We start from the raw sequence: 26746 nt of genomic DNA, 5'->3' as shown, positions 1-26746 counted from the left end.
AGATTTTACTTATGCTAACTACAGGACCGCGTGGAACGCAAGATATTTTACCAAGCGTTAGCGGACAGTGGCAATATGTAGAAAAAACGATTCGCAATGTATGTGATTTATTTGGGTATAAAGAAATTCGTACCCCTATTTTTGAACATACAGAATTGTTTTTAAGAGGTATTGGAGAAACTACGGATGTAGTTTCTAAGGAGATGTATACGTTTAAGGATCGTGGCGAAAGAAGCATTACACTACGTCCAGAAAATACAGCTGCGACGGTTCGCGCTTATTTAGAACATAAACTATACGCAGATACAACATTAAACAAGTTGTTTTATATCGGGCCGATGTTTAGATATGATCGACCACAGGCTGGCAGATATCGTCAGTTTCATCAATTTGGAGTTGAAGCAATTGGTACTGCAAATCCAGCGATTGATGCAGAAATTATTATTTTGGCTACGCAATTTTTAAAATCTCTTGGCCTAAATGAGCTGAAATTACAGCTAAATTCAGTAGGATGCCCAAAATGTCGTCCAGTATATAGAGAAAAATTGCAAGATTTCTTGCGTGATAAAGTAAAGGATTTGTGCCCGGATTGTCAATCGCGTTTTGAGAGAAATCCGATGAGAATTTTGGATTGTAAAAATGAGAAATGTACGACTTTGTCTCAAGGCGCTCCAGAAATGGCGGATTGCCTATGCGAGGATTGTCATGATCATTTTGATCAACTTAAAGAGTTATTAAGAGCTGTTGATATAGAATTTATCTTAAATCCCCGATTAGTTCGAGGACTTGATTATTATACAAAAACGGCTTTTGAGATACAATATTCGCCGCTTGGCGCACAGAGTGCAGTTTGCGGGGGTGGGCGTTATGATGGTTTAATTGAAGAGTGTGGTGGATCATCTACACCGGGCATTGGTTTTGCAATTGGAATTGAACGCGTAATGCTTGCACTGGAAAAGCAGGGGTTAATACCGAATGAAAATGCGTCTTTAGCTGCGTTGGTAGTACCTCTTGGGCTAAAGGCACAGGCAGCTGCATTTAAAGTATTATATAACTTACGCTTGGCTGGATATAGAGCAGACATGGATTTTGCGGGTAGAAGCTTGAAGGCACAGATGAAGCAAGCGAATAAGTTGGGCGCAAAATATGCAATTATTATTGGTGAAGATGAAGTTCGTGAAAAAAGTGTTATGCTTAAAAACATGTTTACAAGTGAACAAACAAAAATTCAAGCAGCAGAAGTAGTGAAGAACTTAAATTTTGAGGTGAAAGATTAGAATGGAAACATTAGCAGGATTGGAAAGAACACATCATTGTGGAGATTTAAGAGCAGTAAATACCGACAATGAAGTTGTTTTATGTGGCTGGGTTGCAAGACGACGTGACCATGGTGGATTAATTTTCGTAGATTTACGTGATCGTTCTGGTTTTGTACAAGTTGTATTTTCTTCTGAAATGGGAGAAGATGAGTTTAAGAAGGCTGAGACTTTACGCTCAGAATTCGTTGTTGCAGTTAGGGGTATTGTTAATAAAAGAGATCAAGCAACAGTAAATCCGAATATGGAAACTGGAGAAATTGAAGTTAATTGTTTAGAGCTTAGAATTTTAAATAAAGCCAAAACTCCACCGTTTTATATTCAAGACGATATTGATGTGGATGAAACATTGCGTTTAAAATATCGTTACTTAGATTTACGTAGACCAGAGATGCAAAGAAATCTTATGCTTAGACACCGCGTGACAAAAGTGATGCGTGATTTCTTAGACAAACAAGGATTTGTTGAAATTGAAACACCAATGTTAACGAAAAGCACACCAGAAGGTGCTAGAGATTATTTAGTGCCTAGTCGTGTAAATCCAGGTAAATTTTTTGCCTTACCACAGTCTCCGCAAATTTTCAAACAGATTTTAATGGTTGCTGGCTATGAAAAGTATTTCCAAATCGTACGTTGCTTCCGTGATGAAGATCTGCGTGCTGATCGTCAACCGGAATTTACACAATTGGATATTGAAATGTCCTTTATTGATAGTGAACATATTCTTACGATGATGGAAGATATGACAAAAGAAATGTTTAAACAGGCAATTGATGCAGAGATTGAATTGCCATTTAAACGTCTTACTTGGGATGAAGCTATGGACAAATATGGCTCGGATAAACCAGATCTTCGTTTTGGTATGGAATTAATGAATTTATCTGAAGCTGTAAAGGGGTCTGATTTCAAAGTATTTGAATCTGTACTTGAAGCTGGCGGACAGGTAAAAGCAATCAATGTTAAAGGCTATGCAGGAATTCCACGTCGTGAGCTAGATGGACTAGTTGAGTATGTTGGGATTTATGGCGCGAAAGGCTTAGCTTGGATTTGTTATACTGAAGATGGGGTTAAATCTCCAATTGCTAAATTTTTCTCTGATGATATATTAGCGAAAATTAAAGAAACAACACAAGCTGAAGCCGGAGATTTATTGTTAATTATTGCAGATAAACCTTCAGTAGTTGCACATGCTTTAGGCGAATTGAGACTAGAGATGGGACGCCGTCGTAATCTTATTGATCCAGATAAATTATCTTTCCTATGGGTTGTTGATTTCCCAATGTTTGAATATAATGAAGATGCAAAACGCTGGGTAGCAATGCACCATCCGTTTACTGCGCCTAGAGAGGAAGACATTCAATATTTAGAAACAGATCCTGGTAGAATAAAAGCAAAAGCATATGATATGGTTCTTAATGGAACTGAAATTGGTGGCGGTAGTTTACGTATTTATAATCGTGATATACAAGAACGTGTATTTAAAGCAATTGGTATGCAAGAAGAAGATGCAAGATTGAAATTTGGGTTTATGCTTGATGCATTTGAATATGGAACGCCTCCACATGGCGGAATTGCTTTTGGATTAGATCGTTTGATTATGTTAATGGCAAAACGTTCATCTATTCGCGATGTTATCGCATTCCCTAAAACACAAAGTGCAACTTGTGTAATGACACAAGCTCCTTCAGAAGTGGCGCCAGAACAATTAAAAGAGTTATCTATTAGAACATCTGTACTTACCAAGAAAAATTAATTAAATTTAATAGTAATAAATGTAAACGCAAGGTATACTAGAGTAAAGATAGTATACTTTGCGTTTTTTTATTGTAATATATTTATGATATAAAAAAGGAGGATTTCGATGCTAAAAATATTTATTACAATGATTTTTTTAGCGCTCGGGAGTTTTGCCTATGTTTTTAGTGGGCTTCCGGATGCGCAGGATATGAATCAGTTAAAGCTAATGTCAGCATCACAAGTATATGATATTCATGGAGAGTTAATTGCTAAGCTATTTGAAGAAAATCGTGTTGTTGTACCTTTAAATAAAATGTCTCCTTATTTAATAGATGCAATTATAGCAAATGAAGATACAAGATTTTATCAGCATCGTGGAATTGACCCTATAGGGATTGCTCGTGCTTTAGTTGTAAATATAACAAGTGGAGATATCGCAGAAGGCGGAAGTACAATAACGCAACAGTTAGCTAGAGGAATGTTTCTCAATCAAGACCGTACGCTGCTTAGAAAAATTAGAGAAGCAATTTTAGCTATAAAATTAGATGTAAGATTTTCTAAAGAGGAAATTTTACATGCATATTTAAATCAAATTTATTTAGGTGAAGGAGCATATGGTGTTGAAGCGGCATCACAAGCTTATTTTGGAAAGAGTGCAGGTGATTTAGATTTAAGTGAAAGTGCAATGATCGCTGGTTTAGCAAAAGGGCCAATCTATTATTCTCCATATAATAATATAGAACGAGCGAAAGAAAGAAGAGATACCGTTATAAATGGGATGTACTTACAAGGATATATCACAGAAGCGATGAAAGCGGATGCGACTCAAGAAATTTTGAAAATAAAATCAAAGCGAGAAAGAAGTGTAAAGGCATCTTATTTCCTCGATTATGTTGCAAAGGAATTAGTTGATTTATATGGGGAAGAAAAGGTTTATACTGGTGGATTGAAGATTTATACTACGTTAGATATGCGCTTGCAAAAAATTGCCGAACAAACATTAAAAGAGTATCAAGGTGCTGTTGTAGCAATTAATCCAAGTAATGGATATATTCATGCAATGGTTGGAGGTAATAATTATAGTGAAAGTCAGCTAAACCGAGTTACTGATGAATATCGACAACCTGGATCAGCTTTTAAACCAATTGTTTATGCGACTGCAATAAACAAAGGAATGAAGACAAATACAGTAATGGTTGATGAACCTATTAATATTGCTGGTTATAAGCCACAAAACTATGATAATAAATATCGTGGTGCAATGACGTTGAAAAAGGCTTTAAGATGGTCAGTTAATACTGTTGCAGTAAAGGTTGGGCAGCAGGCAGGTATGCATGATGTTATTCAATTAGCTAATAACTTAGGCCTTAGTACGATTACAAAAGCAGATGAACATTTAGCGACTGTGTTGGGGGGAGTAAGTGCTGGAGTAAATTTATTAGATTTATCAACTGCGTATACAGCATTTGCGAATGGAGGAATCTTATCAAAACCGATTGCTGTGTTAGAGGTTCGTAATGAGCATGATCAAGTTTTAGATACTTTCACAACGCAACAAAGTGCAGTATTAAGTCCAGAAACAGCATATATTATGACGGATATGCTAATGGGAACGATTTATAATGGAACTGCAAGTGGGGCAAATATAGGCAGAGAGGCAGCCGGAAAAACCGGTACAACAGATAATTATGAAACTGCGTGGTTTATTGGTTACATTCCTGATTTATTAGTTGGAATTTATGTGGGAAATGATAATCGAGTACCTACAGATTTATCGGGTACACAAGTAGCCGAAATGTGGGGAGAATTTATGAAGCAGGCGATTTCTAATAAGCAAAAAAAAGATTTTTCTGTTCCAGATACGATTATAAAAGGTATCGATATTTGTGCGAATACAGGAGAGCTGGCAGAGGCGAATTGTAAAGATCATGAATATAGTGCATTTATAAAAGGAACCGAACCAAAACGATTTACGGATAAAATAATAGAGAAAATTTTACCGAAAGAAGAAAAAGGAAGCGAAAGAGAGAAAAAGAATAAATGGTGGTTTAATTTTCCTGGATTGCCGAAGCTATAATCTTATGATACAATGAAAATAATGTTTAAAATTTGGATAATAAATGAGGAGTATAATTGTGTCAAGAAAAAAAGTATCTGTTTTAGATGTAGCAATTAATATTATTACGATGAACGATGCTATAGATGTTATTATCGATGATTTTTTAAAATCTGATAAAATACATTTAATTGCTACGGCAAATGCGGAAATGGTTATGATGGCAAGCAAGGATAAAGAATTGCAGGAAATTCTTAATTCGGCTGATTTAGTTGTCCCTGATGGAGCTGGCGTTGTTTGGGCTTCTAACAAATTAGGTTATCCGATGAAAGAGCGTGTGGCAGGATATGATTTAGTTCAGCACCTTTTAAACAAATTGAAAAATGGAAAGGAAAGTTTTTACTTTCTAGGATCATCTCCAGGTGTTGCGGAAAAAGCGAAGGTTTATGCTGAAACCAAATATCCGGGTGTAAATATTGTAGGAACGCACGATGGTTATTTTTCTGTAGAGGAAGAAAAAATGGTAGTGCAGGAAATTCAAAAATTACGTCCGGATATTCTTTTGGTTGCATTAGGTGTTCCTCGACAAGAAAAATGGATAAAAAAACATTTTGATGAACTAAATGTGCCAGTTACCATTGGTGTTGGCGGGACTTTAGATGTAATGGCTGGTGTAGTAAAAAGAGCTCCATTATGGATGCAAAAGGCAAAATTAGAATGGCTATATCGAGGGATGCTGCAACCGAAAAGAATTTGTAGATTAATAGCTTTGCCTAAATTTGTAATCAAAGTCTTGCAGGACAAAAAATATTAGACAAGAATGGTATACTGTATTATAATAACTTGGGAAATGAGCGCGAACTTTATTAAATTTAGAAAGATGTAGAAGCTAACGCTTAAAGATATAATAATTTAGACATGGCTCATCATAATAGTATAAAATTGTTGTTAAGTGGAGGTGGATTCCTATGGTTAAAGCTCCTGTGATAAAAGAAGGATATATATTTATTGCAATTGCTTTACTGCTTGCTGTTTTAGTCGGGTATTTTATAGATCCATTATGGACTGTTTTTCCGATTGTTTTAGCAGCCTTTTTTACATTTTTCTTTCGCAATCCGCAAAGACAAATACCGACTGATAAGAATTTAATTGTTTCTCCAGCTGATGGTAAGGTTATGGGAATTGTGGAAGTAGATGAAAATGACTTCGTAAATGAACGCTGTAATAAAGTAATTATTTTTTTATCCGTTTTTGATGTTCATATCAATCGAAGTCCAATGAACGGTGAGATTAAGTTTCAGCAATATACCTGTGGTCGATTTATTCCAGCATATAAAGATTCAGTAGGTTTTGAAAATGAACGTCATACAATAGGTATTGAAAATGGCAATATGCGTATTATTGTTACACAGATTGCCGGTATTTTAGCGCGTAGAATTGTTTCATGGGTTACATTAGGAAATGTATTAGAAAAAGGAGAGCGCTATGGTCTGATTAAATTTGGATCATGTACGGAATTAGTAATGCCTAAGAATGTTGAAATTTGTGTAAAAAAAGGCGATAAAGTCGTTGGTGGCGAGACAGTCATTGGGAGGATTAAGGAATGAAAAGTTTAATTCCTAATATGTTAACATCATTGAATTTGGTGCTTGGCATGGGATCAATAATTTCTACGTTTCAAGGAAATTTTTATCAGGCTGCAATTTTAATTGTTTTAGCAATGGTTGCAGATGGTCTTGATGGTCGTGTAGCAAGATTTTTTAATGCGAGTAGCGATTTTGGCAAGGAGCTTGATTCATTATGTGATTTAGTTTCTTTTGGTGTTGCCCCGGCTATTTTAGCATATGCTTTTTATTTGAAAGATTTTGCAGAGTTTGGTTATGTAGCGTCCATTTTTTTTGCGACATGTGGTGCTCTTCGGTTAGCTAGATTTAATGTGAATACTAGTGTTGTAAAAGGATATTTTATGGGGTTGCCTATTCCTGCTGGCGGATGTGTACTTGCTACTTTTATTATGTTAAATATTAAGCCACAAGGGATTATTTTCCCTTTGATGGTTTTAATTTTTGGGTACTTAATGGTAAGTAAAGTGAAGTATCCTGATTTTAAAGGTAAGGGAGAGCGAATTAGAATTTTTCCTGCTCTTTTAGCTGCTTTTTTAGGGGCATACATTTTATTTGTTCGGTTAGATGCGGTTCTATTTGTACCATTTATTGTTTATTCTGTTTTTGGTATATTAAATACTCTTTTTGGATTAGTTGAATCTAAATAATGAAAATAAGCATATATTGTTTATTTATATTTTAGTATGTAAAATTTATCTTCTATACAAAAGGATTTTAAAGGAGAAAAATCCATGAACTATATTTTTGATTATATCATGATACCAATGCAGGCTATCATAGTATTCTTCACAATTTATTATTTTATAATTGCTTTTTTTGGAGTTTGGAAAAGAAATGAGAAAAAAATATTAACTCCGAAAAATACTTTTGCAGTTATTGTTGCAGCTCATAATGAAGAACAGGTAATTGGACAGTTAGTTGAAAATTTACAAGTCTTAGATTATCCTCGTGATATGTATGACATTTATGTTGTTGCTGATAATTGTACAGATAATACAGCAAACGTGGCTCGTGAATGTGGTGCAATTGTTTGTGAACGCACCAACAATGAAGAACGTGGTAAAGGTTTTGCAATGGAATGGATGTTTAGAAAGTTATTTACTCTTGAACGTAAATATGATGCTGTAGCTGTATTTGATGCTGATAATCTTGTGCATCCTAAATTTTTATTAGAAATGAATAATCGCCTTTGCAAAGGCGATAAATTAATACAAGGTTATTTAGATGCTAAAAACCCACACGATACATGGGTTTCGGGTACTTTTGCTATTGCGTTTTGGGTTACAAACCACATTTGGCATTTAGCAAAATCTAATATTGGTTTATCTAGTGTTTTAGGTGGTACAGGAATGTGTATCTCGACTGACATTTTAAAAGAATTTGGTTGGGGTGCTACTTGTTTAACGGAAGATATGGAATTTACGATGAAGGTATTAGCGCGAGGGATTCGAACAACTTGGGCGCATGATGCGATCGTTTATGATGAAAAGCCTTTAACTTTTATGCAATCATGGAATCAGAGAAAACGCTGGGCGCAAGGTCATTTTGATATTGCTGGGCGTTATATTCCTAAGATGATAAAGGAAGGAATAAAACAGCGTGACATTCGGATTGTTGATGGCTGTATTCATTTATTACAACCACATTTTTTATTAATTTCTACGGCATTTGTTATTGCAAGCTATATTCAGCTTCTTGTTCCGCCTTTTTATACAAATATTTACAGTTTAATGCCTTCGGAAATATTGACAATTATTATGATAGGGCAATATTTACTGCCTGTTATTATTTTGTTAAGAATAAGAGCTTCATGGAAGACTTGGTGTTATTTAATTTTGTACCCAATATTTATTTATAGTTGGATTCCAATTACTTTTCTTGGATTTTTAGATAGACATCAGCATGAATGGAGTCATACAAAACATACTAGGGCAATAAGTTATCAGGATATTTTACTCGATAAAACAGATACTAATCATAATAATGTACGCCGTGAGACGGTAAAGTAGATGAAAGGTGAGTGTATACTCACCTTTTCTTATAATTGAAAAAATAATGGTTGAGGTGATTGATTGTGTATGAATTAACTGTAATTGTAGAATTTGAGGCAGCGCATCGAATTGTTGATTATCCAGGAAAGTGCAATCGCTTGCATGGTCATAACTGGAGTGTAGAGGTTAATGTTATAGGGACTAAACTAAATGAATTAGGGATGTTAATTGACTTTAAAGAATTAAAAAAAGAGGTAAATAAAATTATTGAAGGTTTAGATCATTACTATCTTAATGAGCTTGATGCCTTTAAAGTGACGAATCCAACCGCTGAAAATTTAGCAAAATATCTTTATGATGAGTTAGCGAAAAGTTTGTTGTTGTCTGGCGATACTTGTGTGAAATCAATAAAGATATGGGAATCTCCAAAGTCAGCAGTATGCTATAGCCGAGGCAAAGAAAATGTCTAAAGAAACAAATGTTATTGAGATTTTTTCGTCAATTCAAGGCGAAGGGAAATATGTTGGTTGTAGGCAAATCTTTGTTCGTTTTTCAGGATGCAATCTTCGTTGTCAATATTGTGATACTATTGATTCGTATAATAAAGCATTCTATTGTAAAGTTGAAAAGACGGCAGGAAACCGTGAGTTTACAGAAATAGAAAACCCTCTTTCTGTTGCTGAAATTTCATCTAGGATAAATAATTTATTAAAGTTACCACATCACTCAGTTAGCTTTACTGGAGGAGAACCGCTTTGCCAAAGTGATTTTCTTAAAGAAGTGGCGAAAAAAATAAAAAGTGTGAAATATCTTGAGACAAATGGTACTTTGTCTCAAGAATTAGCTTCCATTATTGATGATATAGATATTATTAGTATGGATATAAAATTACCTAGTTTTACGAAACAGATATTATGGCGGGAACATGAAGAATTTTTAAAGATAGCAAATAAAAAAGAAGTATTTGTTAAAGTTGTCGTTTCAGCGGAAACAAATGAAAGTGAATTCAAAACAGCAATATCTTTGGTAGAAAGAATAAATAAGAAAATTACATTTATTATTCAACCTATAACACCCTTAAATGGATGTTGTGCAATAAGTCCAGAAGCTGTTATTCAATTTCAAAATTTAGCATTGCGAAGTTTAGAAGATGTGAGGGTTATCCCGCAAACCCATAAATTTATAAATCAGATGTGATAAATATTGTTTTATGAAAGTTTATCTGAGGCATTTAACAGGCTTTTTCCGCATATTGTTTAATGGGAAAATTGTATTTTACAATTAAACAATTGGGGGAAGTAGAATGAAGTCATATAGAAAACCAGGAAATTTAAAATTTTGGCGTAATGTTTCTAATGGGATGATCATTACTTTTCTTAGTACACTTATGTCTTTAGTTGGGTTAAGTTGCATTGTATTTTTCTCTGATTTTTCGATTTCAGAATCTATAATGTATTACTTAGTCATGGCAATTCATTGTTTTAGTATTTTTATTGGTAGTTTAATAGTTTCTTATTTCGTTGGGGAAAAAGGTTTTTGGCTAGGGGCTGCTATAGGATTTATCTATAGCATAATCATTTTGTTATTGGGATTTGGTTATGTACAAGAAATATTTTTTTACCAGGCTGTTTTATATAAAATAATTTTAGGCATAGTTGCTGGAGCTTTTGGTGGAATAGTTGGTGTAAATTTATGAGGTTAGGTGTGGTAAGGTGAAATTTAAAGCGATTTTATTTGATTTAGATGGTACACTATTGGATACTTCTGGACTCATTGTTGATTCTTTTAAACATGCATTTCAAATCCATTATCGCAAGGAAGTTGATGTTTCAAAAGTGCATGAGTTTTTTGGAAAGTCCTTACGGTCAGCAATGGAATATTTGGGACCTGATAAAGTGGATGAATTAATTGATACATACCGTGAGCATAATTTAAAATATCATGATGAATTAATTGATATATTTCCCAATGTGGTGACGACAATTGAATTTTTACATAAAAATAATATCAAATTAGGAATTGTAACATCGAAAACACAAAAAACAGCAATCCGTGGATTAAAAATCTTTGGATTAGATCAGTACTTTCCTGTTGTTATTGGAATTGAAGAGTGTATGAATCCTAAGCCACATCCGGAACCAGTGCAAACCGCGATGCGGCTTTTGTCTGTTAATTCAGAAGAATGCTTAATGATTGGGGATAGTACCGCAGATATAAGCAGTGGGAAAAGTGCAGGAGTGAAAACAGCAGCAGTAAAATGGACACATGTAAACTGGAATAATATTCTTGGGGAAAAACCCGATTATGTTTTAGAAAATATGGAAGACTTATTATATATTATGGAATAGAATATATATATTTATGATGTGATATAGTATAATCATTTTATATGGAAACTGAAAAATATAAAGAAAAGGTGATACAATGGTTCATATAGCGATTATTGGTGGGACTGGTGTTTATGATCCAAGTATATTAAAAAATGTCTATGATGATAAAATGAATACACCATATGGTGAAGTTGCATATAAAATTGGTGAATTTGGTGATAAAAAAATTGCTTTTATTCCTCGTCACGGCAGTCATCACTCCATTCCCCCGCATTTAATTAATTATCGCGCAAATATTTGGGCAATAAAAAAGTTAGGGGTAGGTCATATTATCGCAACGACAGCGGTTGGCTCATTAAATGAGCGGATGAAACCAGGCGATTTTGTTTTAGTAGATCAATTTTTGGATTTTACTAAAAATAGAGTAAGTACATTTTATGAAGGTGGAGACAGAGGAGTTGTACATTTGGATGTAACAGAACCTTATTGTCCTAAATTGCGTTCATTCATTGAGCAAGCAGCCCAGCAATTAAATTTACCAATTCATAATGGTGGTGTATATGTTTGTACAGATGGACCTCGCTTTGAAACTCCAGCTGAAATTAAGATGTTTAAACAGCTAGGCGGAGATTTGGTTGGAATGACAAATGTTCCAGAGGTTGTATTGGCAAATGAAGCTGAGATGTGTTATTCTACCATCTCCATGGTTACTAATTTTGCTGCCGGTATTTCACCACAGGTGCTTACCCATGCAGAAGTTTTAGAAATCATGGCGGAAAATGGAGAAAAGATTAAGAAGCTTATTATGAGAAGTATAGAAAATATTAATATAAAAGATGATTCATGCAAATGCCGAAAAATGTTAGCTGAGTATGGTGGCTTTAAATTATAGGGGGAATAAGAGTGCAATCAATGAGATGGAATCATGGTAGTTTAGAATTATTGGATCAAACGAAACTGCCAACAACGATTGAATACATTCAATGCGATAATTATCAGATTGTTGCTGAAGCTATCAAGAAATTAGAAGTTCGGGGGGCTCCTGCCATTGGCGCAGCAGCAGCTTTTGGTTATGTTTTAGGAGCAAAACAGTTTCAATCATTAGAGTTGAAGAATTTTATTTCGAGGCTTGAACATGTTAGTGAAGAATTAAGAGCAACTAGACCAACAGCAGTAAATTTATTTTGGGCATTAGATCGTATGGATAATCTACTTCGGCAACACCTACAAAAGAAAAGTAGCATGAAAGAGATTATTTTTTCGTTAGAAGAAGAAGCGATTCGAATTGCTGATGAAGATAAGAAAGTAAATTGTGCATTATCAAAATATGGAGCAGATTTATTTAAATCGCCAATGAATTTCTTAACCCATTGCAATGCGGGCGCTTTAGCTACTGTAGATATGGGAACTGCCCTAGGCGTAATAAGACAGACTTACGCTGATGGACATGTTAAGCGTGTATTTGCTGATGAGACAAGACCATTATTACAAGGGGCGAGATTAACAGCGTTTGAGTTAACGCAAGATAATATCCCCGTTACCTTAATTAGTGACAATATGGCCGGGTGGGTAATGAAAAATAAAATGGTAGATGCTGTGATTGTAGGCGCAGATCGTATAGCGGCAAATGGTGATGTGGCAAATAAAATTGGTACCTATAGTGTAGCTGTTTTAGCAAAAGAACATCATATTCCATTTTATGTTGCGGCACCATCGTCTACTTTTGATTTTTCATTAGACAATGGCGAGCAAATACCAATTGAGGAACGTAATAAAAATGAAGTTACTCACGTTTTAGGAACGCAGATTGCTCCACTAGAGGTTGATGTATTTAATCCTGCGTTTGATGTTACACCTCATGCATTGATTGCAGGAATTATTACGGAATATGGTGTATTAAAAGAAGATTATAAAAAATCAATACAAGAATTAAAACAAAAATTAGAAAAGTAAGGATGGGAGTTTTAAATTTATGGAATCAATGATTAAAGATATTAAACTAGCACCATCGGGTCATGATAAAATTAATTGGGTAAAAAACTTTATGCCGGTATTAAATTCTTTGAATGATGAACTTAGTAAAAGCAAACCTTTTTTAGGGAAAAAGATGGTAGTGACGATGCATTTAGAAGCAAAAACAGCATATCTTGGCTTAGTATTAAAAAATGCTGGTGCTGAAGTTGTAGTTACGGGGAGTAACCCATTATCTACGCAAGATGATGTAGCGGCAGCTTTAGTTGAAAGTGGCGTTACGGTTTATGCTTGGCATGCTTGCTCTGATGAGGAATATGAAACATTTTTACATAAAGCACTAGATTCTCGCCCTGATATCATTATTGATGATGGTGGGGATTTAGTTTCATTATTGCATGGTTCAAGAAGTGACTTGGCAGAAAATATTTTAGGCGGTTCAGAAGAAACGACTACAGGTGTCATTCGTTTAAAAGCATTGGCAGCAGAAGGCAAATTGAAGTTTCCAATGATTGCTGCGAATGATGCATATTGCAAGTATTTATTTGATAATCGCTACGGTACTGGGCAATCCACTTGGGATGGAATCATGAGAACGACAAACTTAGTAGTTGCAGGGAAAAATGTAGTGGTTGCAGGTTATGGCTGGTGTGGCAAAGGCGTTGCGATGCGGGCTAAAGGATTAGGGGCAAATGTTATTGTAACGGAAGTGGATCCAATTAAGGCAATTGAAGCTGTATTTGATGGTTTCAGAGTTATGCCGATGACAGAAGCAGCTAAATTTGGGGATGTATTTGTCACATTGACTGGATGTCGCGACATTATTACAAAAGAATCTTTTGCAGTAATGAAATCAGGGGCAATTATGGCGAATGCGGGGCATTTTGATGTTGAGATAAACAAAGACCATTTAAAATCTATGTCGGTATCGCAACGGACAGTGAGACAAAATATTGAAGAATTTGTTTTGCAAGATGGGCGTAAAGTTTATTTGCTAGCGGAAGGCCGCTTAGTAAATTTAGCAGCGGGAGACGGACATCCAACTGAAATTATGGATTTATCTTTTGCTGTACAAGCTTTATCAGCTTTACATATTATAAATAATCATGAAAAGATGAAAAAAGAAGTTTATATTATGCCGGATGAAGTGAATCAAAGAATTGCTGAGCTTAAGTTAGAAGCGTTAAATATTAGCATAGATCACTTAACAGAAGTTCAAAAAACATATTTAAGTCAGGCTTAATTCTTATTTGATAGCAAGGGCATACGATCCTTGCTATTTCATTATTTGGAGTGGAGGTCGTTCTTTATGGCAAAAATTCTATTGAAAAATGTACAAGCTTTATTGGAAGATGGCAGTGTTGCAGAAAAAAATATTGCGATTGAAAATGATAAAATAGTAAAAATTGGTGAGGTAGATACAAGTTGGGTACCTGATCAAGTTTTAGACGGTAAAGATAAATTGGCGATACCAGGATTTATTAACACGCATACCCATGCATCTATGACGTTGTTAAGAAGTTATGCGGATGATATGCAGTTAATGGATTGGCTGCAAAATAAAATTTGGCCGATTGAAGCTAAAATGAGCAGCAATGATATTTATTGGGGGGCAATGTTAGCTGTTGCTGAAATGATAAAAACGGGGACAACGACATTTGTTGATATGTATTCTGAGATGCATCGTGTAGCAGAGGCTGTAGAGGAAAGCGGTATGCGGGCGGTTTTATCCCGAGGCATGATAGGCGTTGCGCCGAATGGGCAAGAAGCATTAGCTGAATCAAAAAAATTATTTAGAGATTATCATCAGACAGCAAATAACAGAATTAGAGTTATGCTTGCACCTCATGCGCCATATACTTGTCCACCAGCATATTTAAGACAAGTTGTTGATTCGGCAAAAGAACTTGGAGCTGAGATTCATATTCACTTATCTGAAACATTAGGTGAAGTTGAAGATTGCAAAAAACAATATGGAAAGTCGCCGATTGCCTTAATGGAAGAAGTTGGAGTTTTAGATTGTGGAGTTTTGGCGGCGCATTGTGTACATGTTTCATCAGAAGATATTGCTTTGATGAAAAAATATAATGTTAGAGTTGCACATAATCCGGGAAGTAATATGAAATTGGCGAGTGGTATTTCGCCTGTAGCTAAAATGTTGTCAGCTGGAATTTCCATTGGGTTAGGAACTGATGGAGCTTCAAGTAATAATAATTTAGATATGCTGGAAGAAGTGCATTTAGTATCCTTATTACACAAAGTTCATCACTTAGATCCATTAGCAATCCCTGCCTTGACAAGTATAAAAATGGCAACAGAATATGGAGCAAAAGTTGCAGGATTTGATGATATTGGAGTATTAAAAGAAGGGTATAAAGCCGATATCACCTTATTTAATATGAATTCTACGCAATGGTTCCCGCGCCATGATCTTTTATCATTATTAGTGTATTCAGCCAATTCTAGTCATGTGGACACAGTTATCATTGACGGAAAAATTGTTTTAGAAAAAGGAATTTTAACTATAATTGATGAAGAAAGAATTTTATACGAAGCAAATAAAAGAGCACAGGATTTAATTCGCAAATAATCTAATTTACATGTTAATTATTATTTTGTTTTTAGTTAGAAAAGCTTTTGTATTTCAATCGTAAAATGTAAAAGGAGTTATTAAAATTTAATAACTCCTTTGTTACGCTACTTCATAGAATAAGATATGTGAGGTGTGTAAAAATGACGATGAAAAATAAAAGTTTGAAAATAGGGGTTGCTTTAAGTGGCGGAGGTATAAGAGGTCTAGCGCATATAGGCGTACTTAAAGCTTTAATTAATAATGGAATTCACGTAGATTATATATCAGGAACAAGTGCAGGAGCTATAGTTGCAGGTTTATTTGCTTGCGGATACACGCCGCATCAGATGGAAGAATTGGCAAGAAATATTAAAAGTGCAGATTTAATTGATTTAAAAATTACTGTTTCTGATTTATTTAAATATGGAATCCAATCTTTATTAGGAACACAGACCAGATTTTGGTCTGCAATTCCTAATGGAATTGTCAAAGGCGATAAAATAGAAAAATATTTTAGATCATTATGGAGCGATAGATCATTTCAAGAAACAATTATACCACTAGCTGTTACAGCGGTAGATATTCATACTGCTGATACTATATTTTTTTTGACGAAACAAAAGAAAAAACGTGCAATATTAAATGCAAAATATATACATAATGCATCTTTAACAGAGGGAATAAGAGCTAGTATATCTATTCCCGGAGTATTTCATCCCAAAAAATATCAGGAAATGGCTTTGGTAGATGGTGCTGTAAAAAATAATTTGCCAACGGATATTTTAGCATATATGGGAGCTGATGTTATTATTGGGGTAGATTTAGGTTATGCTGGGCAATCAGTTTATGATTTGCATTCTGTAGGAGAAATATTAATGCAATGTATTGATATTATGGGTCGTGAAGTGACTCTTTTAAAGGGGGAACAATATGCGGATGTTATTATTCGCCCTAATTTAGTTGATATAAACTTCCGTGATACGAAACAGGCGATGCTGGCGATTAAACGCGGCAGTGAGTGTACAGTGAATCAAATTTCCAATATATTTGAGATATGTAACGATAGGCTAAGGAGCATGTGATTTATGGAAAAAAAATATTATGCAGTTAAAGAAGGAAAAAATATTGGTATTTTTTCTACTTGGGATGAGTGCAAAAAACAAGTTCATGGGTATAAGGGTGCACTATACAAAAGTTTTTCTTCTTTACAAGAGGCTGAAGAATATTTAAAGGGTGATATGAAACGGACAACAAAAATTGAAGAATTTTTGAATGGATATCATATTTATGTAGATGGAAGTTACTTAAATAAACAATATAGCTGGGGCTTCGCAGTTTATTTAGATGATAAACTGATTTATACGGGCAAAGGAATTGGAGAAAATTCAGCTGCGGCAGCACTTCATAATGTTGCAGGGGAGTTAGAGGCAGTAATAAAAGCGATTATCTGGGCAAAAGAAAATAAAATTAGCCCAATAATTATTCATCATGATTATATTGGAATATCAGAATGGGCTGAAGGCAGATGGAAAACGAATAATGAAATAACAAAACAGTATTCGCTTTTTATGTCAGGTGAATTAGAGTGGGTTAGTTTTCAAAAGGTAGCCGGCCATACAGGGATAGAGGGAAATGAATTAGCAGATCAATTAGCTAAATCCGCATTGGGTATAGATTAACTAATTTTATAAGCAATTTTTACTATGCTTTTTTTGCAGGATTTTATGATGAGATGTAGAAATGCACGTTAAGGAGTGGTATGAGTTGCGTAAAAAATGGTCGAAACTTAATAATAATTTAAAATATGAGCTTTTAGGAATCGTGTTAATCACTACAGGGATTATTGGATTCATTAGTTTATTAGGATTAAATGCAGGAATTATAGGGTCTTTTTTAGTTAAGACACAAAAATATCTCTTTGGGATAGGGGCTATTATATTACCTTCATTAATGGTTTTAATAGGGTTTCGTTATATATGGAAAAGACAAAAAATCGTATACTCGGTGAAATTTTTTGCTATTTTAATCTTATATATTTCGCTATTAAGTATTTACCATCATTTTAAGATAGATGTTGGATCAGAAATTTTACCGAGTAGCCTAATCAATGGTGGGGGATTATTTGCTGGCGGATTTTTATTTTTATTACGTAAACTTTTTGGCTATGATGGGGCAATCATCGTTATTTTTTCTGTAACCCTGATTTCGTTATTGCTTGCTTCTACCTGGTCATTAGGGAATGGATTAATGAAGACTAAGAAAAGGGCTGAAAAGGGAATCCATGCAGCAAAGGAAACGATTGCAGCAACCTATGAGAAAGTAAAAGATAAATCTACAGCCAATGAAATGAATGAAGATGCTTTTGATCCAGCAGAAGAAGCGAAAAATCTTCTGATATACGATCAAGAAAAAGACTTAGAGGTTAATAGTTATCAAAAAAATAATATAGAGCAAGTCGATTTTTCAATTGACAATAATTTTGAGGAAGAAATTAAATCCAAAAGGATGGAGAAGAATATCGAGCTTGAAGAAAGAACTTTAACGGAACCGGAAGTAAATAGCAATTATCATTACGATTATATTGTCCCTTCAATAGCGGCTTTGCTCAAAGATTTACCAAAAGTAAAAAATTCAAAAATGAATAAAGAAATTGCTGAAAATGCAAAAATTTTAGAACAAACATTAGCAAGTTTTAATGTAAAAGTGAAGTTGCTTAATGCATGTAGTGGGCCAGCCGTTACGAGATATGAATTAGAGCCAGCAGCAGGAGTAAAAGTAAGTAAAATTGTAAATTTAGCCGATGATATTGCCTTAAAGCTTGCTGCATCTGGCGTGCGTATTGAAGCACCAATTCCAGGAAAGGCTGCAATTGGGATTGAAGTTCCCAATAGAGAATTGTCAGGAGTTCATTTACGTGAAGTTTTAGAGTCAAAACCATTCTTAGAAGCTAAATCAAAATTATCGGTAGGCTTAGGGAAAGATATCGCAGGACAAGCTATTGTAGCAGATTTGGCAAAGATGCCGCATTTATTAGTCGCTGGTGCAACGGGATCGGGGAAAAGTGTGTGTATCAATACATTGATTACAAGTATTTTATTTAAAGCGAGACCTGATGAGGTGAAATTTATCTTAATTGATCCTAAAATGGTTGAGCTATCCAATTATAATGGAATCCCGCATTTGATGGTTCCGGTAGTTACAGATTCGAAAAAAGCTGCTGCTGTGTTAAATTGGGCAGTGCAAGAAATGGAACGGCGATATGCAATGTTTGCAGCGAATGGTGTGCGTGATATGGAACGTTACAACAGATTTGTTGAAGCTGACGAAAAAATGGCCGCTATCGTTATTATTATTGATGAATTAGCTGATTTAATGATGGTTGCTCCGGGGGAGGTCGAGGATGCAATTTGTAGATTAGCGCAAAAAGCACGTGCAGCGGGACTTCATTTAGTTTTAGCAACACAACGTCCATCGGTTGATGTAATTACAGGAATTATTAAAGCGAATGTTCCTTCTAGAATATCCTTTTCAGTTTCTTCACAGATTGATTCACGGACGATTCTTGATGTAGCAGGAGCGGAGAAGTTATTAGGAAAAGGAGATATGCTATATTATCCCGTAGGTGCGCCAAAGCCATTACGGGTACAAGGTGCATTTATTTCTGATAGTGAAGTTGAAGCCTTGATTGAGTTTATAAAGGCGCAAGGGGAAGCATCAATTAATGAAGAAATTATTAATTTTGCGGAAAATGCAACAGCGCCTGTAGAAAAAGCGGAACATGATAATTCAGATGAATTGTTGGAAAAAGCTATTCGACTAGTTTTAGAAACGGGACAAGCTTCTGCATCAATGTTACAACGTCGTTTTAGAATTGGTTATACTAGAGCAGGAAGATTGATTGATACAATGGAGGAAATGCATATAGTCGGCCCTAATATTGGTAGTAAAGCTAGAGAAATTGTGATGACGGCGGAAGAGGTTAATCAAACTTATTTTAATAAATAGGCTACAAGTTTTTACTATATTAGGATATAATAGTGCCTAAGATAATGATTTTGCAATAAGTGATTGTGAATATAAGGGGGCTTTTATAAATGGTTGGGGATATATTGCGTGCTGAGCGTGAAAGAAGAGGATTAGCAATTAGAGACGTTGAAGAGGCAACGAGTATACGTGCCTTGTATATACAATCCATTGAGGAAAATAAATATGATATTATTCCCGGCGAGGTTTACTTAAAAGGATTTATTAAGACCTATGCAAACTTTTTAAATTTAGATGGCAATGCAGTAGTGAATCAATATAGACAAGAAAAAACTCCACCAAATGTTATATTGGATGATGTTGAAAGTAATGTAGTAGAAAATAAAGGTTTAAAACCTCAAAATAATAATAAAATAGAGTTTGGAAATATTATTAAACAAAAAATTGTAATTGGGGGATTGGCTTTTGCTTTGGTATGTGGATACTGGATGTTAAACTTAGATTCATCAGAAGCCCCTATGGAACAACCAAAACAAGAAGTAAAGACTGTAGTTGCAGTACCTAAAGAAGTTTCAGTGCCAGTTACAGCTCCACAATCAAAACCAATAAAAATATCGCTTAAATTCGAGGGAGCATGTTGGACTGAGGTAAAAGTTGATAATCATAATATTTATGAAGGAATTCCTAATCCAGGTGAAGTACTTACATGGGATGCAAATAATGATATCATTATAAAATTGGGCAATGCTGGTGTGGTTGATGTTACACATAATGGAAATGTAATTGGTAAACTTGGAGCTGTAGGAGATGTAATAGAAAAGAAATTTATTAAGGGACAAAGTTAATTAGGAGAATATAATGAAGGAATTTTTACCCATAAGCAAACAAGACATGGAAGCTAGAGGCTGGGATCAATTAGATTTTTTATTTATTACTGGTGATGCATACGTTGATCATCCTAGTTTTGGGCCAGCAATTATTTGTAGAGTATTAGAGAAAGCGGGATTTAAAGTAGGGATTATTTCTCAACCAGATTGGCGTTCTACTACTGACTTTAAAAAACTTGGAAGGCCTAGATTAGGTGTTTTAATTTCAAGTGGCAATTTAGATTCTATGTTAAATAAATTTACTGCTGCAAAAAAATATCGTAGTAAAGATAACTATTCACCAGGAGGAAAAGCCGGACTTCGGCCGGATCGAGCAACCATTGTATATTCTAATAGAGTACGCGAGTTGTGGAAAAAAACGCCTATTATAATAGGTGGAATTGAGGCTAGCTTACGTAGATTTGCACATTATGATTATTGGTCGGATAGTGTAAGACGGTCAATTTTAATTGATAGTCGGGCAGATATGTTAGTTTATGGAATGGGCGAAAAACAAATAAAAGAGATTGCATTACAGTTGAATTCAGGAATTGATATTTCTTTAATTACGGCGGTAAATGGAACTTGTTACTTAACTGATAGCTTAGATATCCTGTGGGATTATACTAAAATTCATAGTTTTGAAGAAGTAAGGGACAATAAAAAGAAATTTGCTGAGGCTTTTAAGGTACAATATCTAGAGCAAGATCCGATTAGAGGCAAGACTATTGTCCAGCCTAGCGGAGATATTTATCTTGTCCAGAATGCGCCGGCGATGCCACTTACTATGGAAGAAATGGATGAAATTTACGCACTTCCATATATGAGAACTTATCATCCCAGTTATGAGGAAGTGGGAGGGGTTCCGGCAATTGAAGAAGTTAAATTTAGTTTGGTCAGCCAAAGAGGTTGCTTCGGAGGCTGTTCTTTTTGCGCGATCGTTTCACACCAAGGAAGAATTATTCAAAATAGAAGTCATGATTCTATTTTACAAGAGGCACAAATATTAACTCAGTTACCGGATTTCAAAGGTTATATTCACGATGTTGGTGGACCAACAGCTAATTTTAGAATTCCATCTTGCCAAATGCAATTTGAACGAGGAACTTGTAAGGGAAAACCTTGTTTAGCACCTAAACCATGTAAAAATCTTACGGCAAATCATGGAGATTATATAACATTATTGAGGGCATTACGTAAGTTGCCGAAAGTAAAAAAAGTATTTATTCGATCAGGTATTAGATATGATTATTTAATAGAAGCAAAAGATGAATTTTTACAAGAATTGTGTGAGCATCATGTTAGTGGACAACTGAAAGTTGCACCTGAACATATAGCGAAAAAGGTCACGGATTTAATGGGCAAATCAGGAAAAGAATCTTATGTTAAGTTTGCTGATGCTTTTAGAAAAATGAATGAAAAAATCGGCAAGGAACAATATTTAGTTCCTTATTTTATGTCCAGTCATCCGGGTGCAACCTTAAAGGAAGCTGTTGAGCTGGCTGAATTTATTCGAGATTTAAATTATCGACCTGAACAAGTTCAAGATTTTATTCCAACACCAGGGAGTTTATCAACCTGTATGTATTACACTGGAATAAATCCCTTAACGGGAGAGAATGTTTATGTTGCCAAAGATGCCCAAGAAAAAAAGATGCAAAGGGCATTATTGCAATATCGTGATGAGAAAAATTATATGTTAGTGTATCAAGCATTACAAAAAGCGAATCGTACTGATTTAATTGGTTTTGGACCAAAGTGCCTAATTCGTCCGATGCGGCATCAAAAGCAATTAAATGAAAAGAGAACAGCAAAGAGCTCAGCACGATTTCAAAGGAAGAAAAAAACTGAGAAAAAGAAATAAAAGGGAAAAAACTCCATTATCTAAGAAGATAATGGAGTTTTTTTGTAGGAATAGAAACCCAAAAATTTACATATTTTGAAAAGTTTTTTTGCTATACTTAGGAAAGTGAATCAATAGAAAGATGATGAAAAAATGTATATTTATCTTGATATTTTTATTGTTATTAACTTTATCTTAAATGGAATTATATTGTATTTAACTGCCTATTTAAATAATATACCCTGTAATTTTTATCGGTTAATTATAGCAAATATTTTTTCTGTTTTATATTTAATCATAGGACTAGTATTCAATAATCAGCTTTTTTTTCATCCTTTAATAAAGTTTATCATTTCTTTAGGTTTAATCTTCATTTTATTTGGCAAGAAAAAAGTGCGAAACTTTCTCATGTTAGTAGGCACTTTTTATTTTATTTCCTTTCTCTTAGGAGGTGCTATATTTGGATATTTATTTATGTTGGATTACCAGCCGATTGGATGGTTAGCGTCGAAAAATCAATTTTATTTATCTTTTACTCAATTGGTTTGTGGAGTAAGCATTGGTATTATTATCATTTTATTTATTTTTAGATCAATTGCTGTGGCAAGGAAAGAAAAAAATAGTTTTCAAAAAATTACGGTGGTCTATCAAAACAAATCTATTTCCGTGATGACTTTAATTGATACGGGAAATCGTTTGTATACGATGCAGGGACATTATCCAGTAATATTAATTGAAAAAAACGTGTTATTACCTTTGTTCCCAAAGTCTGTTATAGATTTTTTAAATAACAATTCGTCTTTAGAATGGATTAGTAGATTGGAACAAAATCTTGACGATGTATGGTGTAAGCGCTTATTCTTTGTTCCTTATAAAAGCTTAGGAGGAAAGCATATTTTATTAGCGTTTCACCCAGATGCAATTATGATTGGCGATAATTTAACGGCAATAAGTAAAGTTGCTATTGGAATACATGAAGAAGCATTCTCTGAGTTTGGACAATATCAAGGGTTATTGCATCCTGATATAAAGTAAGACTAAGATTCAGGCACTTAGTCGCTTGCCTGTGCAGGTATCAATCCTATTTATAGAAGTTAGGAGTCTTATAAGCAGGGAACCAAGATCTTTTATTTTGTGTGAATCGCTTATTTCGCTAGATGATTGGGTTAGTTATCGGATAAAAATACATTAGTTGAAAAGGGGTTAATGCATGAATATCAACCTTAATATGTTAAATATTAAATTACGATTTATCGCTTTATGTAAAATATTTGGATTTATAAAGGAATGTGAGATTTATTACATTGGAAGCAGCGAGGTATTGCCACCTCCTTTAAGCCCAGAGGAAGAAATAACTTTATTAAATTATTTAGAAACCGACCGTGAGGATGTTAAAAATATTTTTATTGAAAGAAATTTACGGCTGGTTGTTTATATTGCTCGAAAATTTGAAAATACAGGGATTGGAATAGAAGATTTAGTTAGTATTGGAACTATTGGATTAATTAAAGCAGTGAATACATTTAATCCTGTAAAGAAAATTAAGTTAGCTACATATGCATCAAGGTGTATTGAAAACGAAATTCTAATGTATCTTAGACGGAATAATAAGACTAGGTCTGAAGTGTCTTTTGATGAGCCCTTAAATATAGATTGGGATGGAAATGAGTTACTATTGTCTGATGTATTAGGAACAGAGAATGATGTTATTTATAAATCGATAGAGGAAGAAGTCGATCATAATCTTTTATATTCGGCAATGGGTAAATTAACTCAAAGGGAAAAAAAGATCATGGAATTAAGATTTGGATTAAACGATAATTATAAAGAAAAAACACAAAAAGAGGTTGCTGATTTATTAGGGATTTCTCAATCGTATATATCAAGACTGGAAAAGAGAATTATCAGAAGACTTAGAAGAGAATTTAATAAAATGGAATGAGAACAATAAAGCTTATCGGACATTTAATCCGATAAGCTTTATTTTTTACATTGAATGAAATGGAATTTATATGGTAATAATAACAAAAGAGATGAAGATCTAGATGTTTATAAAAAGCATATAGACTTTATTTGAAATTCCTAAACTTTGTTTGAATGATAAGAGGGAGGAAAGACAAAATGATGATAAATAAAGTTGAAATTTGCGGTGTAAATACAGCTAAACTTCCTGTAATTTCTGCTAGTAAAATGCGGGAGCTTTTTGTCATTTTACAAAGTGGTGAACTATCTGCAAGAGAGAAATTGATTCATGGAAACTTGCGATTAGTTTTAAGTGTGATTCAAAGATTTAATAACAGGGGAGAATATGTAGATGATTTATTTCAAGTTGGGTGTATTGGTTTAATGAAAGCGATTGATAATTTTGACTTATCGCAAAATGTTAAATTTTCGACCTATGCTGTTCCTATGATTATTGGCGAAATTAGACGTTATTTAAGAGATAATAATCCAATCAGAGTCAGCAGATCGATGCGAGATGTTGCATATAAAGCTTTGCAGGTAAGAGACTCATTAATCAATCGCTATTCTAGGGAACCTTCAATTAATGAAATCGCTTCTGAATTAAAGATTCAACGCGAGGAAGTTGTTTTTGCCTTAGATGCAATTCAAGAACCGATCTCGTTATTTGAGCCGATTTATCATGATGGCGGAGATCCTATTTTTGTTATGGATCAAATTGGGGATGATAAAAATCTTGATATGAATTGGTTAGAAAGTGTGGCAATAAAAGATGCTTTGCATAAGCTAAGTCAAAGAGAAAAACATATATTGACATTAAGATTTTTTGAGGGAAAAACACAGATGGAAGTAGCTGAAGAAATTGGAATATCACAAGCACAAGTATCACGTTTGGAAAAGGCTGCTTTAGGACATATGCGTAAACACATTTAGGAGGAGTATAGTGAAGGTTTCCAGGAAAAAGATATTTATAGTTTTATTATTGTATATTTTTTGTGCAGTTGGATGGAGTTTTTTTTCTGAAGCAATTGCACGTAATGCACCCGATGAAAAGGAACTAGGCTTAATTCGCTTACATGTTCTAGCTAATAGTGATAGTAATGAAGACCAAATACTAAAACAAAAGGTTAGAGATGGTATTTTAGCGTATTTAGAACCTAAAATGAAGTTGGCAGAAAAAAATTCAGATGCGAGACAGATTATTATTGATAATAAGAATGCATTGATTGAATTAGCTTATAAAGTAATTCATGAAAATGGTTATCATTATTCTGTGGATTTAGAACTAGGTGTTTTTGAATTTCCTATCAAATCATATGGCGACTTAGTTTTACCAGCAGGTCAGTATGAAGCTGTTCGCATACTAATTGGAGAGGCAAAAGGGAGTAATTGGTGGTGTGTGTTGTATCCGCCTCTATGTTTCGTAGAAGAGAGTAAAGTAAATTCAGTTATGTTATCGGATTCTGAAGCAAAAGATGAAGACATTCATTTCAAATTTAAGATTGTAGAATTATTGAAAGAATATATGTAAATTTACTAGCACATTTTTTTTACTTGTTCATATACTATAGTAACCAAGCAGTAGTCAGGAGGATATGAACAATGCTAAGAACATATGATTTACGAATGAAAGATGTGATTAGTATACATGACGGAAGAAAACTAGGAAGCGTTTCAGATATAGAGTTTGATTTAGAGTCGGGAAAAATGACAGCGTTAGTTGTTCCGGGAACGGGAAAATTTTTTGGGTTGTTTACTAGAGGGGAAGATATCGTAATTCCTTGGCATAAAATTAATAAAATAGGTGCAGATGTTATTTTAGTTGAAACAAATGAAATATATACAGTAAAATCATGAAATGCCAGATCGCTAAACCTTTTATAGGAATTTAGCGATTTTTTTGTTTTTAAAAGCAGGATTTGCACTATATATGACGTATTTAAAATAGGTCTAGTACAAGATATAGAGAGTAATATACTTTTATTTTAAATAAAGGTTTTGATAAATCTAGGAGGTCTATAATGAATTGTCCATATTGTAGTATTGGAGATAGTAAAGTAGTAGATTCACGGGCTGCGGAGGAAGGAACAACGATAAGAAGAAGACGTGAATGTTCAAATTGTGGAAAGCGCTTTACTACATATGAAGTTGTTGAAAAAATTCCGTTTATGGTGATTAAAAGGGATGAGAGGAGAGTTCCTTTTGATAGAGATAAATTATTTAATGGGATATTGAGATCATGTGAAAAAAGATCAATTCCAATAGACTCTATTAACGTATTGACAAATCAAATTGAAAAAGAGATCCGTAATACGATGGAAAGAGAAGTTTCAAGTCAAGTTATTGGCGAGGTTGTAATGAAATATCTTAAAGAGTTTGATCAAGTGGCGTATGTTCGATTTGCTTCTGTATATCGCAAGTTTGCTGATGTGCATGAATTCTTTCAAGAATTAGAAAATTTGATTGCAAACAGTGTTGGAAAGAAGGAATAGA

The 26746-nt window shown here is 34.2% G+C and carries 26 protein-coding genes; all 26 read left to right on the top strand.

Annotated features, from left to right (window positions below):
• Window positions 1-11: 11 nt before the first annotated feature.
• Window positions 12-1277, top strand: coding sequence for a histidine--tRNA ligase (hisS, locus tag ACWZFG_RS03900; protein ID WP_455577123.1), 1266 nt, complete (start codon window positions 12-14; stop codon window positions 1275-1277).
• Window position 1278: 1 nt separating this feature from the next.
• Window positions 1279-3069 carry an aspartate--tRNA ligase gene (aspS, locus tag ACWZFG_RS03895; protein ID WP_177503177.1) on the top strand — a complete coding sequence of 597 codons (1791 nt, stop codon included), beginning with the start codon at window positions 1279-1281 and terminating at the stop codon, window positions 3067-3069.
• A gap of 108 nt (window positions 3070-3177) precedes the next feature.
• Window positions 3178-5130: a transglycosylase domain-containing protein gene (locus ACWZFG_RS03890; protein ID WP_177503175.1), complete on the top strand. Its 1953-nt coding sequence runs from the start codon at window positions 3178-3180 to the stop codon at window positions 5128-5130.
• Between the two features lie 58 nt (window positions 5131-5188).
• A complete protein-coding gene (locus ACWZFG_RS03885; protein WP_418626485.1) occupies window positions 5189-5923 on the top strand; it encodes a WecB/TagA/CpsF family glycosyltransferase in 735 nt (244 codons plus the stop codon).
• Between the two features lie 154 nt (window positions 5924-6077).
• Window positions 6078-6716 (top strand): phosphatidylserine decarboxylase family protein, encoded by a 639-nt coding sequence (locus ACWZFG_RS03880; RefSeq protein WP_177503170.1) that lies wholly within the window; start codon window positions 6078-6080, stop codon window positions 6714-6716.
• Entirely contained in the window at window positions 6713-7381 is a 669-nt protein-coding gene (gene pssA / locus ACWZFG_RS03875) for a CDP-diacylglycerol--serine O-phosphatidyltransferase (RefSeq protein ID WP_418626486.1), read from the top strand. Before ACWZFG_RS03880 ends, pssA begins: the two co-directional genes overlap by 4 nt.
• A gap of 84 nt (window positions 7382-7465) precedes the next feature.
• Window positions 7466-8743 carry a glycosyltransferase family 2 protein gene (locus ACWZFG_RS03870; RefSeq protein WP_177503166.1) on the top strand — a complete coding sequence of 426 codons (1278 nt, stop codon included), beginning with the start codon at window positions 7466-7468 and terminating at the stop codon, window positions 8741-8743.
• A 65-nt stretch (window positions 8744-8808) separates the two neighbouring features.
• On the top strand, window positions 8809-9195 hold the full coding sequence (gene queD, locus ACWZFG_RS03865) for a 6-carboxytetrahydropterin synthase QueD (RefSeq protein WP_147668312.1): 387 nt from the start codon (window positions 8809-8811) through the stop codon (window positions 9193-9195).
• Window positions 9188-9922, top strand: coding sequence for a 7-carboxy-7-deazaguanine synthase QueE (locus ACWZFG_RS03860; protein WP_177503164.1), 735 nt, complete (start codon window positions 9188-9190; stop codon window positions 9920-9922). Before queD ends, ACWZFG_RS03860 begins: the two co-directional genes overlap by 8 nt.
• 106 nt (window positions 9923-10028) lie before the next feature.
• On the top strand, window positions 10029-10421 hold the full coding sequence (locus ACWZFG_RS03855) for a TIGR04086 family membrane protein (protein ID WP_455577122.1): 393 nt from the start codon (window positions 10029-10031) through the stop codon (window positions 10419-10421).
• Between the two features lie 16 nt (window positions 10422-10437).
• Window positions 10438-11073, top strand: a complete 636-nt coding sequence (gene ppaX / locus ACWZFG_RS03850) for a pyrophosphatase PpaX (RefSeq protein WP_147668319.1) — start codon at window positions 10438-10440, stop codon at window positions 11071-11073.
• A 76-nt stretch (window positions 11074-11149) separates the two neighbouring features.
• Complete coding sequence (gene mtnP, locus ACWZFG_RS03845) at window positions 11150-11947, top strand: S-methyl-5'-thioadenosine phosphorylase (protein ID WP_147668321.1); 798 nt, start codon at window positions 11150-11152, stop codon at window positions 11945-11947.
• A 20-nt stretch (window positions 11948-11967) separates the two neighbouring features.
• Window positions 11968-13008 (top strand): S-methyl-5-thioribose-1-phosphate isomerase, encoded by a 1041-nt coding sequence (mtnA, locus tag ACWZFG_RS03840; protein WP_177503227.1) that lies wholly within the window; start codon window positions 11968-11970, stop codon window positions 13006-13008.
• Window positions 13009-13027: 19 nt separating this feature from the next.
• The gene (locus ACWZFG_RS03835; RefSeq protein ID WP_177503159.1) at window positions 13028-14269 is read left to right on the top strand and encodes an adenosylhomocysteinase; all 1242 of its coding nucleotides are present in this window, start codon (window positions 13028-13030) and stop codon (window positions 14267-14269) included.
• A gap of 66 nt (window positions 14270-14335) precedes the next feature.
• Complete coding sequence (locus ACWZFG_RS03830; protein WP_147668325.1) at window positions 14336-15616, top strand: amidohydrolase; 1281 nt, start codon at window positions 14336-14338, stop codon at window positions 15614-15616.
• 143 nt (window positions 15617-15759) lie between these two features.
• On the top strand, window positions 15760-16680 hold the full coding sequence (locus tag ACWZFG_RS03825) for a patatin-like phospholipase family protein (RefSeq protein WP_147668327.1): 921 nt from the start codon (window positions 15760-15762) through the stop codon (window positions 16678-16680).
• Window positions 16681-16683: 3 nt separating this feature from the next.
• A complete protein-coding gene (locus ACWZFG_RS03820; protein WP_455577121.1) occupies window positions 16684-17277 on the top strand; it encodes a ribonuclease H1 domain-containing protein in 594 nt (197 codons plus the stop codon).
• Window positions 17278-17338: 61 nt separating this feature from the next.
• Window positions 17339-19603, top strand: a complete 2265-nt coding sequence (locus tag ACWZFG_RS03815) for a DNA translocase FtsK 4TM domain-containing protein (protein ID WP_455577120.1) — start codon at window positions 17339-17341, stop codon at window positions 19601-19603.
• 89 nt (window positions 19604-19692) lie between these two features.
• Window positions 19693-20427: a helix-turn-helix domain-containing protein gene (locus ACWZFG_RS03810; RefSeq protein WP_418626784.1), complete on the top strand. Its 735-nt coding sequence runs from the start codon at window positions 19693-19695 to the stop codon at window positions 20425-20427.
• A 13-nt stretch (window positions 20428-20440) separates the two neighbouring features.
• Window positions 20441-22312 carry a YgiQ family radical SAM protein gene (locus ACWZFG_RS03805; RefSeq protein ID WP_455577119.1) on the top strand — a complete coding sequence of 624 codons (1872 nt, stop codon included), beginning with the start codon at window positions 20441-20443 and terminating at the stop codon, window positions 22310-22312.
• Between the two features lie 132 nt (window positions 22313-22444).
• Entirely contained in the window at window positions 22445-23326 is an 882-nt protein-coding gene (locus tag ACWZFG_RS03800) for a sigma-E processing peptidase SpoIIGA (protein ID WP_455577118.1), read from the top strand.
• A 175-nt stretch (window positions 23327-23501) separates the two neighbouring features.
• On the top strand, window positions 23502-24233 hold the full coding sequence (sigE, locus tag ACWZFG_RS03795; protein WP_177503149.1) for an RNA polymerase sporulation sigma factor SigE: 732 nt from the start codon (window positions 23502-23504) through the stop codon (window positions 24231-24233).
• Between the two features lie 179 nt (window positions 24234-24412).
• Entirely contained in the window at window positions 24413-25186 is a 774-nt protein-coding gene (sigG, locus tag ACWZFG_RS03790; protein WP_147668339.1) for an RNA polymerase sporulation sigma factor SigG, read from the top strand.
• Window positions 25187-25196: 10 nt separating this feature from the next.
• Complete coding sequence (gene spoIIR, locus ACWZFG_RS03785) at window positions 25197-25784, top strand: stage II sporulation protein R (protein ID WP_309320748.1); 588 nt, start codon at window positions 25197-25199, stop codon at window positions 25782-25784.
• A gap of 71 nt (window positions 25785-25855) precedes the next feature.
• Window positions 25856-26110 (top strand): YlmC/YmxH family sporulation protein, encoded by a 255-nt coding sequence (locus ACWZFG_RS03780; RefSeq protein WP_147668343.1) that lies wholly within the window; start codon window positions 25856-25858, stop codon window positions 26108-26110.
• 164 nt (window positions 26111-26274) lie between these two features.
• Entirely contained in the window at window positions 26275-26745 is a 471-nt protein-coding gene (gene nrdR, locus ACWZFG_RS03775) for a transcriptional regulator NrdR (protein WP_147668345.1), read from the top strand.
• Window position 26746 lies beyond the last annotated feature (1 nt).

It is taken from the genome of Anaerosinus sp. (assembly GCF_965318445.1).
The sequence above is the reverse complement of the archived record's forward strand: the minus strand, read 5'-3'. Positions and strand labels throughout refer to the sequence as shown.

Coding starts and splice junctions, on each gene's coding strand:
- sigE (WP_177503149.1), top strand. CDS start 23,502: ATGAATATCAACCTTAATATGTTAAATATTAAATTACGATTTATCGCT.
- ACWZFG_RS03780 (WP_147668343.1), top strand. CDS start 25,856: ATGCTAAGAACATATGATTTACGAATGAAAGATGTGATTAGTATACAT.
- ACWZFG_RS03825 (WP_147668327.1), top strand. CDS start 15,760: ATGACGATGAAAAATAAAAGTTTGAAAATAGGGGTTGCTTTAAGTGGC.
- mtnP (WP_147668321.1), top strand. CDS start 11,150: ATGGTTCATATAGCGATTATTGGTGGGACTGGTGTTTATGATCCAAGT.
- ACWZFG_RS03805 (WP_455577119.1), top strand. CDS start 20,441: ATGAAGGAATTTTTACCCATAAGCAAACAAGACATGGAAGCTAGAGGC.
- ACWZFG_RS03835 (WP_177503159.1), top strand. CDS start 13,028: ATGGAATCAATGATTAAAGATATTAAACTAGCACCATCGGGTCATGAT.
- ACWZFG_RS03880 (WP_177503170.1), top strand. CDS start 6,078: ATGGTTAAAGCTCCTGTGATAAAAGAAGGATATATATTTATTGCAATT.
- ACWZFG_RS03870 (WP_177503166.1), top strand. CDS start 7,466: ATGAACTATATTTTTGATTATATCATGATACCAATGCAGGCTATCATA.
- ACWZFG_RS03820 (WP_455577121.1), top strand. CDS start 16,684: ATGGAAAAAAAATATTATGCAGTTAAAGAAGGAAAAAATATTGGTATT.
- ACWZFG_RS03800 (WP_455577118.1), top strand. CDS start 22,445: ATGTATATTTATCTTGATATTTTTATTGTTATTAACTTTATCTTAAAT.
- ACWZFG_RS03815 (WP_455577120.1), top strand. CDS start 17,339: ATGCACGTTAAGGAGTGGTATGAGTTGCGTAAAAAATGGTCGAAACTT.
- mtnA (WP_177503227.1), top strand. CDS start 11,968: ATGAGATGGAATCATGGTAGTTTAGAATTATTGGATCAAACGAAACTG.
- ACWZFG_RS03860 (WP_177503164.1), top strand. CDS start 9,188: ATGTCTAAAGAAACAAATGTTATTGAGATTTTTTCGTCAATTCAAGGC.
- aspS (WP_177503177.1), top strand. CDS start 1,279: ATGGAAACATTAGCAGGATTGGAAAGAACACATCATTGTGGAGATTTA.
- ACWZFG_RS03830 (WP_147668325.1), top strand. CDS start 14,336: ATGGCAAAAATTCTATTGAAAAATGTACAAGCTTTATTGGAAGATGGC.
- nrdR (WP_147668345.1), top strand. CDS start 26,275: ATGAATTGTCCATATTGTAGTATTGGAGATAGTAAAGTAGTAGATTCA.
- hisS (WP_455577123.1), top strand. CDS start 12: ATGCTAACTACAGGACCGCGTGGAACGCAAGATATTTTACCAAGCGTT.
- ACWZFG_RS03810 (WP_418626784.1), top strand. CDS start 19,693: ATGGTTGGGGATATATTGCGTGCTGAGCGTGAAAGAAGAGGATTAGCA.
- ACWZFG_RS03855 (WP_455577122.1), top strand. CDS start 10,029: ATGAAGTCATATAGAAAACCAGGAAATTTAAAATTTTGGCGTAATGTT.
- sigG (WP_147668339.1), top strand. CDS start 24,413: ATGATGATAAATAAAGTTGAAATTTGCGGTGTAAATACAGCTAAACTT.
- ACWZFG_RS03890 (WP_177503175.1), top strand. CDS start 3,178: ATGCTAAAAATATTTATTACAATGATTTTTTTAGCGCTCGGGAGTTTT.
- pssA (WP_418626486.1), top strand. CDS start 6,713: ATGAAAAGTTTAATTCCTAATATGTTAACATCATTGAATTTGGTGCTT.